General features: G+C 43.2%; 6 protein-coding genes and 1 pseudogene. 3 read left to right on the top strand and 4 right to left on the bottom strand.

The window, feature by feature from the left end:
• Positions 1-126 precede the first annotated feature (126 nt).
• Positions 127-327 (top strand): annotated as a pseudogene (locus tag F6J94_RS24885) (succinyldiaminopimelate aminotransferase); the annotation flags it as partial.
• Between the two features lie 140 nt (positions 328-467).
• On the opposite strand, the gene F6J94_RS24880 reads toward F6J94_RS24885, so the two are convergent.
• A complete protein-coding gene (locus F6J94_RS24880) occupies positions 468-683 on the bottom strand; it encodes a hypothetical protein (protein ID WP_070394813.1) in 216 nt (71 codons plus the stop codon).
• Between the two features lie 553 nt (positions 684-1,236).
• Positions 1,237-2,454 (bottom strand): transposase, encoded by a 1,218-nt coding sequence (locus F6J94_RS24875; RefSeq protein ID WP_293045070.1) that lies wholly within the window; start codon positions 2,452-2,454, stop codon positions 1,237-1,239.
• 470 nt (positions 2,455-2,924) lie between these two features.
• Here F6J94_RS24875 and gatB point away from each other — a divergent pair, with 470 nt between their 5' ends.
• Together gatB and argJ are read left to right on the top strand one after the other, a co-directional pair.
• Complete coding sequence (gene gatB, locus F6J94_RS24870; RefSeq protein ID WP_293045067.1) at positions 2,925-4,412, top strand: Asp-tRNA(Asn)/Glu-tRNA(Gln) amidotransferase subunit GatB; 1,488 nt, start codon at positions 2,925-2,927, stop codon at positions 4,410-4,412.
• A gap of 314 nt (positions 4,413-4,726) precedes the next feature.
• Entirely contained in the window at positions 4,727-5,968 is a 1,242-nt protein-coding gene (argJ, locus tag F6J94_RS24865) for a bifunctional ornithine acetyltransferase/N-acetylglutamate synthase (protein ID WP_293045063.1), read from the top strand.
• 191 nt (positions 5,969-6,159) lie between these two features.
• Here argJ and F6J94_RS24860 read toward each other — a convergent pair whose 3' ends face one another.
• Positions 6,160-7,011 carry a DUF547 domain-containing protein gene (locus tag F6J94_RS24860; protein ID WP_293045061.1) on the bottom strand — a complete coding sequence of 284 codons (852 nt, stop codon included), beginning with the start codon at positions 7,009-7,011 and terminating at the stop codon, positions 6,160-6,162.
• A 326-nt stretch (positions 7,012-7,337) separates the two neighbouring features.
• Positions 7,338-8,921, bottom strand: a complete 1,584-nt coding sequence (locus F6J94_RS24855) for a glycosyl transferase family 2 (RefSeq protein ID WP_293045058.1) — start codon at positions 8,919-8,921, stop codon at positions 7,338-7,340.
• Between the last annotated feature and the right edge of the window lie 156 nt (positions 8,922-9,077).

Genomic DNA, 9,077 nt, shown 5'->3' with positions numbered 1-9,077 from the left:
TATGGGACTGAGTCTGCTAGATGCAGTTGAGCTTGGATGGCTTGACTCCAAACATAGCAAAACTCGGGCTTTCAAGCAACTCCTGGTCGAGATGCCAGGAAAGCCTAGACAGATGAGTGGGAGGCTTGGGCAAAATTGCCAGAACCTTGGGCAGGGAACTCAGTAAAATTTTGTACTAGCTTGGTAGAAGCCACCGGGGTGGCTGCTGCTCCAGGAGCTGGTTTTGGCAAGGCTGGTGAAGGCTATGTCCGTTTTGCCTTAGTACACGAACCAGACGTTTTGGAAAGAGCAGTGGAGAGAATTTCAGGATTTTTGCAATCTCATTAATAGGTACCCAATACTCTGTCGAATTTAATGTTAAGGGTTAGGGCAAGGTCTGAAGAAACCGTAAGAGGCTGGCATCATGGATGTTGATCCAACAATCCCCGTCTATGCACGAGCGGGGAGTGTCAATGATTGTTAACCTGTTAGAGTAGCTGATTACTATCCTTATTGACAGGCAGATCGAAAAGTACTTCAAACTTTGCTTCTGGCATATACCGATCCAAAAATCGGAGATGGTTATCAGCATCCTGACGATTAAAGAACCTAGCAACTGTATACCTTTGGCATTTAGGCAGTAGACGCATAAGAGCCCAAGGACGAGTGTAGTCTTCTGTTAGTGGAATTTGTCGATTAGTCATGCTTACCCCTGATTTGAAGTAATAAGAGCACTGGATAATTGCTTGATGAAAGGCGATGGACTAAGTCCATCGCCTAGGTGATGAAAAACCTTTGTTTTCTTAGGTGCGCTCTTACCATTAAGAATTAAATTCGCCAACGGCAAGCGCACCTGTCGAATCTTTAGTCAGATTAATCTAAAATGGCTGACTAAAAAAACGACCGGGTGATCTGGACATTATGATGGTTCTGTGATACCTGCAGACTACTGATCACAAAAGGGAAAGATTATGAGCTGATTGCGGTGCGAGCCCGGTCGGATTTCCCGACAAGCGTGAACGCGCACCAACAGAAAAGCTCACCTGTTAACAGAGCTGTCCGCCGTAACCCACCAATATTCAGCTGTCTTAAGATTTACTTTATAAACAGTCTCTAATTTTAATCAGCTAGCCTAGGGGTTAAATGTAAGTATTTAGTAAAAAAAAGCCCTTTAACAGTACACTTCCGAGATTAGAGCGTAAGACACATTTGCTATAATAATGGTATTTGACACTCCCCGGTCTAAAGACGCGGGGATTATTCACTCAACGACCCAGCTTCCTGAACCTGGTCGGAACCAAGAACAGTAGAGGCCAAATCTCCTGAAGCGTTCAGGTCTATGACCCAAGTTCCGACGTGCCCCGTCGTACTTATGGCTCTATTTCGGATGTTGATGGCGGCATTGTGGTCTCTATCTAACTGGCAGCCACACTTACAGGCATGAGTTCGAGTTGATAGAGACTTCTTAACTACTTCGCCACAATCAGAGCAGTTTTGACTAGTATAGGCGGGATTTACTGCAACAGTTATCCTGCCAAATTTAGTTCCAAAATGCTCTAACCATTTCCTAAATTGATACCAACCTGCGTCATTAATAGATTTAGCGAGACAATGATTTTTTACTAGATTCTTAACTCTTAAATCTTGCCTTCGGCACGCTGCGCGAACGTAGGCGACCAAATCGTTAGATCGGATTACGCAACGTGCAAGTCTCTTTGCATGTTCTTGACGCTGCCTACTTATTTTAAGGTGCTGTCTGCCTAGTCTATTAACCGCTTTTCTGCGATTGGATGAGCCTTTCTTTTTCCGGGAAACCCGGCGTTGATAAAACTTTAATCGCTTCTCCCCTTTTCTATAAAATCGGGGATTGGGTTCAGAATAGCCATTAGAGTCTGTATAGAACTCTTTGAGTCCTACATCCAGTCCTATCATCTCGCCAGTATGGGGTAGTTCCTCTTCCACGTTCACTGCAACACAAAATTGAACGTAGTACCCATCGGCTCGCTTGACTATCCGAACCCGGTTAATCTGCTTTTTGTCAAAGCGCCACAAGTCCCAGGTACCTTTTAGTTTGAGCTTTCCAATCCCTTTTTTATCCGTAAACGTTATCGATTTTTTGTCAGGGGATAGCTTCCATCCTGACTTTTTATACTCGACAGACCGAGTACGTTTCTGAAATTTAGGAAAACCCTTTTTACCTGGAACTTTTTTATTACAGTTATCGTAGAATTTAACAATCGATGACCATGCCCTCTCAGACGCAGCCTGACGAGCAGTAGAGTTTAATTCATTAGCAAAAGGGAATTCTTTGGCCAGTATTTTGGAGTACCGGCTAAGGTCACTCTTCCCTGTCCCTTTATTGTCCAACCACAGACGGATGCAACTATTTCGGATAAACTTAACCGTCCGAATGGCTTCGTCTATAGCTGAATATTGGGATTCTTTGCCTTTGGCTTTGAACTCTAGAATAATCACCGAATATCGACCTCTTTTGCTCTATATTTAGACTAGCATATTTATATAAAAATATTAAGTAAAAGTCGAGATTTTCTTCGCCAAAGGTGACGCTAAGCGAACACGGCGACTAAAGTCGCTGCGAGTTTTCATCCCCGAGACGAAACCTGATTAATAGTGCAGCCTTACAACAAAACCTGTCACATGCAGATGCATAGCCTACCAACTTGCTTTGGCTGCACTATTCTTGCGGTAACTTCTGACCCGGTCTAAAGACACGGGGCTTTCGACTATCGGGGATTTTTGTAAAAATCTCTAACAATTACCAATCATAAAAAACAAAAAGTTACATAAAAATTGTCAACTCAACTCCTTGGATTAATTGTAAGGAGTAACGCTGTAGCTAATGAGATAGTGTACATTATTGGGAAGACTGGACAAAAAATGCCTTAAGTTCCATCAATAAACTTAACCCTTAATTGTAACATTCAATGACTACTGCTGCACCAGCTAAAACTCAATACGAAGCAATCATTGGTTTAGAAACCCATTGTCAGCTTAGTACCGAAACCAAGATTTTTTCTAACTCTTCCACAAAATTTGGTGCTACCCCTAATACCAATATTGACCCAATTTGTATGGGGATGCCAGGAGTGTTACCGGTTCTGAATCAAAAGGTACTAGAGTATGCTGTCAAAGCAGGTTTAGCACTCAATTGCCAGATTGCTCCCTACAGCAAATTTGACCGGAAACAGTATTTTTATCCTGACCTACCCAAAAACTACCAGATTTCCCAATACGACTTGCCCATTGCTGAGCATGGCTCACTGGAAATTGAATTGTCCGATGATGAGGGTAATCCTATCCGTAAAACCATTGGCATCACTCGCCTACACATGGAGGAAGATGCGGGGAAACTGGTTCATGCTGGTAGTGACCGACTGGCTGGTTCTACCTACTCCCTAGTAGATTTCAACCGTGCTGGGGTACCCCTGATTGAAATAGTATCAGAACCGGATCTGCGCTCTGGTCAAGAGGCAGCAGAATACGCTCAAGAGCTGCGTCGGATTGTACGCTACATCGGTGTCAGTGATGGCAACATGCAAGAAGGGTCCCTGCGTTGTGATGTCAATATATCTGTACGTCCTGTTGGTCAGAAGGAGTTTGGCACCAAAGTTGAAATCAAGAATATGAACTCCTTCAATGCTATCCAGAAGGCGATTGAGTACGAAATTGACCGCCAAATCGCAGCTGTGGAAGCTGGAAAATCGATTATTCAAGAAACTCGCCTTTGGGAAGAGGGTAGTCAACGCACCATTAGTATGCGGACTAAGGAAGGATCCAGCGATTACCGCTATTTTCCTGAACCTGACTTACCACCGATTGAAGTGTCAACGGAACAATTAGAGCAATGGCGCAGTGAGCTAGCAGAACTTCCGGCCCAGAAGCGGCATCGTTATGAAAGTGAACTGGGACTTTCTGCCTATGATGCCCGGGTGTTGACGGATGATCGTCAAGTGGCAGAGTATTTTGAAACAACTGTTGCTGCTAATGCTAATCCCAAACAAGCCGCAAACTGGGTAATGGGAGATATTGCTGCTTATCTTAAGACTGAGAAACTGGCTATTACAGAGATTGCTCTCAAACCCGAGACTCTGGCAGAACTGATCAACCTGATTGATAATGACACCATTAGTGGTAAGATTGCCAAGGAGATTTTGCCAGAATTACTCTCTAAAGGGGGTTCTGCTAGGGAACTAGTGGAACGTAAGGGTTTGATTAAGATCTCTGACCCAAATGAACTCTCAACCATTATTGATGAGGTACTGGCTGCCAATCCTAAGGAACTCGAACAGTATCGCAATGGTAAGACCAAGCTGCAAGGTTTCTTTGTGGGACAGGTGATGAAGAAAACTAGCGGACGAGCTGATCCTAAGCTGACTAACCAAATTTTGGGCAAGAAGCTCAAGGGTGATTGAGGCAACGGGCTTGCCAGGTGTTGCTGATCACTAAATCACTAATTACCAACCACAAATAACAAATAACAAAGAAAAGGAGAGTCACTGTCGTGACCCTCCCGATCATCAGGGTGCATCTACATATCAAAATATACACTATTTTGTATGAGGGGTGTAACCCCTTTTTTTGTTTTTTTGTAAAGTTTTGAGATTTTATAGCAATTCTGGAAATTACGGCTACACATCAAGCTACAGATCAATACCCTTGGTGCGTAAGTCCATAAGACTTGATATAATCCCGGATCGGGCATGAATTATGGTTAAATGGAGGAATCATGTCGGACTGGCAAGAGATTAGTGGTGGGATAACAGCTCCCAGGGGCTATCAGGCAGCAGGGATTACCGCAGGTTTAAAACCGTCGGGTCAGCCAGACTTAGCGTTGATATTATCAGAGGTGGATGCGATCGCAGCTGGGGTGTTCACCACCAGTCATGTCCGGGCTGCTTGTGTAGATTATTGCCGTCAATGCTTACAATCTAAAGCTAGTGCTCGTGCTATTTTGTGTAATGCTGGACAAGCCAATGCAGCAACGGGTGAGCAGGGTTGGCAAGATGCTCTAGCTAGTGCTAAAGCTTTGGGTGAAGCACTCAATGTTTCCCCTAAGTCGATTTTGTTGGCATCGACGGGGGTGATTGGTCAACGCATCAAGATGGATGCTCTATTGTCAGGAATTCCCCAATTGGTAGCACAAGCATCAGAAACTGGTTCCGATGCAGCAGCTCAAGGGATTATTACCACGGATTTAGTCACTAAATCCATTGCTCTGGAAACCATGATTGATGACCGTCCGGTCAGGATAGGTGGTATTGCTAAGGGCTCTGGTATGATTCATCCCAACATGGCGACTATGCTAGCATTTGTAACCTGTGATGCTGCAGTGTCTACTTCCCTGTGGCAACAGATGTTACAGCAGGCAGCGGATAAAAGTTTTAATCAAATTACCGTAGATGGGGATACCAGCACCAATGACACTCTAATTGCCTTGGCTAATGGTCAGTCCCGAACATCAGCAATTACAGAAATCGGACCAGCCGCTGTGAAGTTGGAGGGGATGCTGACAGCAGTATGTCAGCATTTGGCAAAAGCGATCGCACGGGATGGAGAAGGGGCAACCTGTTTGATTGAAGTCCAAGTGACTGGGGCACCGGATGATAAAGGGGCTCGTCAAATTGCTAAGACCATTGTTGGGTCATCCTTGGTCAAGTCTGCCATCTTTGGACGAGACCCAAACTGGGGCAGAATTGCCGCAGCCGCTGGCCGTGCAGGAGTACCGTTTGACCAAGAAAACCTGCGGATTCAGTTGGGGGATGTCTTGCTGATGGACAATGGTCAACCCTTAGGGTTTGACCCTCAACAGGCTAGTGATTATCTCAAGCAGGCTGCTGCTGGTGCTTATCTTAAAGAAGATACGGTTTTAATTCAGGTTAATGTGGGCAATGGTCATGGTGTTGGTCAGGCTTGGGGTTGTGATTTGAGTTATGACTATGTCCGAATTAATGCCGAATATACCACTTGATTAGCTTTGTTGCCAAAGACGTTTTAAACAATAACAAACCATAACAAATACTGATAGGAAAGGGAACAGGGAACAGGGAACAGGGAACAGGGAACAAAGATTCTCATAATTCCTACACGGATCCCTATAATAATCAATTAATCAACCTAGTTATGGTTAATTGGTTATTGTTGTTGGTTATGGTTAATTAGTTATTGCTTATTTAAAGACCAATCATAGTTCAGATATTTTATCTTGTAATTCCCCTGTTCAAGATACTCCTGATCCTCTGAACTAAGGTAGTCACTGATAAAGTTTAACACCGCCCGTTGATTGGCGTTACCAGTAAATTTGTCATCGACACCATAGGTTTTTTTCCAATCTTCGCCAAACCACTTAAAGATGGAAGAAAGATATACGGTATCTTTTTGACGATCAATACGAAAGCCATGGGGACTAACTAAAAATTTCTGTGTCTGGTCATCCAGTTGCTGATCGAGTTTTTCCCCAGTATAAGGTTCGTTTCTTAAGGGAGGACAACTGATAGCGGCGCAAACTAAAGCCATATGAATTCGGGGTTCGTTGAATTGCGTTCGCAGTGTCTTGTGTTCGATATTATCTAAGGTTTTAGATTCTCCAGCAATGTTGAATTCGCGTCCTTTCCAGACTCCTTTAATGTCCCGAATACTCTTTTTGAGAGGGTTTTGGTCAATAATTGATTCTAGAGTAAAGGAGTTGTAAGCATTTATCAAGAAAGCAATCTTTTCTGCTTCATCCCAAGACTGATAGGTGCTAGTATCAACAGCACCTAAGGAGGCATTAAACGTCTCCAGTTGCTCTGGATTTTGCTGCAATTCTTGGTAATTAACTAGCGCTTTATTGTTGACATAGGTTTTTAGGACAGTAGCATAGTCGTCATAATTCAATAGACTCGTGTCAGTAGCTCTATTTACTTGTACTTGAGACTCTTGTGCTGGTGCTTGATTTATCGGTACGGAAAGTGTACAACTTGTCAGAATAATCAGAGTTGGAAGTAGGGTTAGTAATTTCTTGGATGTATTCATAGTGGTTCAGATGATTTAGCCGATAATATGCTTGACCTGTAAGCATATGCGCTACGCGCACGCTGCGCGAACAGCAGTCAGCCGTCAGCCGTCAGCTAATGTAACAGAGATTAAAGCAATGCTTACCTGTTTTATTCAAAAGATGTAACTCAGATTAAAGCAATGCTTACCTGTTTTATTCAAAAGCTGTTCGCGTAGCGCTAATCGCTGTTCGCTGATAGCTGATAGCTGATAGCTGATAGCTGATAGCTGATAGCTGATAGCTGATAGCTGATAGCTGATAGCTGATAGCTTACCTTGACCTAGGCAATTTTGATTAAAGCTAATCAATCTGAGTTTTGGTTGAGAGCAACATTAGGATTGTGGTAATGGGTCCAAAACCAACCCAAAACAAAGGGTAACCATAGCCACCATCGCTCCTGAGGAGTTAGATACCAGCTGTAGTTATCTAAAGCCATGCGATGCTGAAGTACAAAGTAAATAAAAGCAGAGATACTGACTAAACGTACTCCCAGATTCCTAGAAGGAACAGCAAAAGGAATTATCCAAGTGAAGTACCAAGCATGGATAATCGGAGATAGGATTAGTAGGCAAAAAAAGTACCATTCTGTGAATTGTTGAAAATTGCGCGATCGCAAAATTAGCCAACTTACCGTTAACCCTAGGGGAAAAGCATAAATCCAATTAACCCAGCGAGAAGGTTCCCAATATTCGCTAACAATATAAGGAATCAATTCCGCACTGCGACCATGGGATACAAACACTGATCCAGTAGGAATCAAAGGACATTCTCCACTAGAGCAAAATTGGAGAGCAGTGATGCCAAAAGGTAAGAAACCGCACAATAGCACTACTATTGCTAGTTTTACCCCTACTTTTCGGAAAGCTTGCCAGGTCAGAAACCCTAAAATTGGCAAAGACATCCACTTCACTGCCATACTAATTCCTACCAGTAAAGCCGAAGCAATCCAGTGCCACCAGGTCAGGGAGTGATCCGATGAAGACATCAAGGGGTTAGTAAATGGGGAGTATTCTGCTACTGTCCCACTGTCCAACGTTTCCTCTATTTCTGTTATTTTTGTCTGCCTTAAACTCTCTGTTTTTTTGTCAAATACTAACCAAGCTGCAACTAGGGGTAAAATAAACCAACTGTCGTAATGAGCACCACCAGCAAAGGAGTAAATGATTAAAGGATTCCAAGCATAGAAAATTGCCTGTTGATAACCAAATCGACGACTGAGTAACCAACAGATTAATAAGTCCGCTAAGATAAATGCAATTTTGAACAACCAAACCTTAAGGTCAATCAGCGCTAAGAGCCGAAAACCTAATTGCGCTACTGGTGGATAGATAGCAGAAACAGTAGGATGATTGATTAGTGACCACCATTCCGTATGGTAGGGAATCAGTTCAGCAGCATTAGGTGGCAAATGGTATGGACTAAACCCTAAGGTTTGAATATACCCTTCCCATAGATAGCGCCATACATCATCTCCAGGATACATTGGTAGCAACAGCAGCCTGCTTAGGATAGTAGTACTCCAAAAATGTAGTCCTGAGTGCTTAGTTTTGAGTTTTCGGAAGTACTTGATACTAAGAGATTTGGTAAATCCTTTGTAGACCTGTTGCCAAAGTCTTGTCTTGATACTGTTGTTGTTAATTCTGTTGTTAATTCTGTTGTTAATTCTTTTTGCTTGTTGGGAAATCCCAAGTTTGCTGTTACCAACTTCCGCAGGATATCTAGTATAGACGCTTAATCCCCAAGACAACAGAAAACCTAAGCTGATCACACTGATACCTAACCAAAATCGAGGCACAGCTCCCACCTCTCGGAAATCCCCATGAGGCACAATCAAGATACAACCTAACAACAGGAGTAGAGAACTAAGCCATATATATAGCGTTTTCATTTGAGATGTGAAACTAGGATTGATGGAAATTCCCTATTCCCTCTTCAACACTTTTACCGATTGTGCCATCTGCCTGGGTAAGCTTAAGGCGACGTAGATATAGACGACCTAAAGTCATTAGAATTATTGTTCCTGCTTGGACACTACCAGAAAGGG

It is taken from the genome of Moorena sp. SIO1F2 (genome assembly GCF_010672755.1).
In the GTDB taxonomy this organism is placed as follows: Bacteria; Cyanobacteriota; Cyanobacteriia; order Cyanobacteriales; family Coleofasciculaceae; genus Moorena.
Note: the sequence above shows the minus strand (reverse complement) of the source record. Positions and strands in the feature narration are given on the sequence as shown.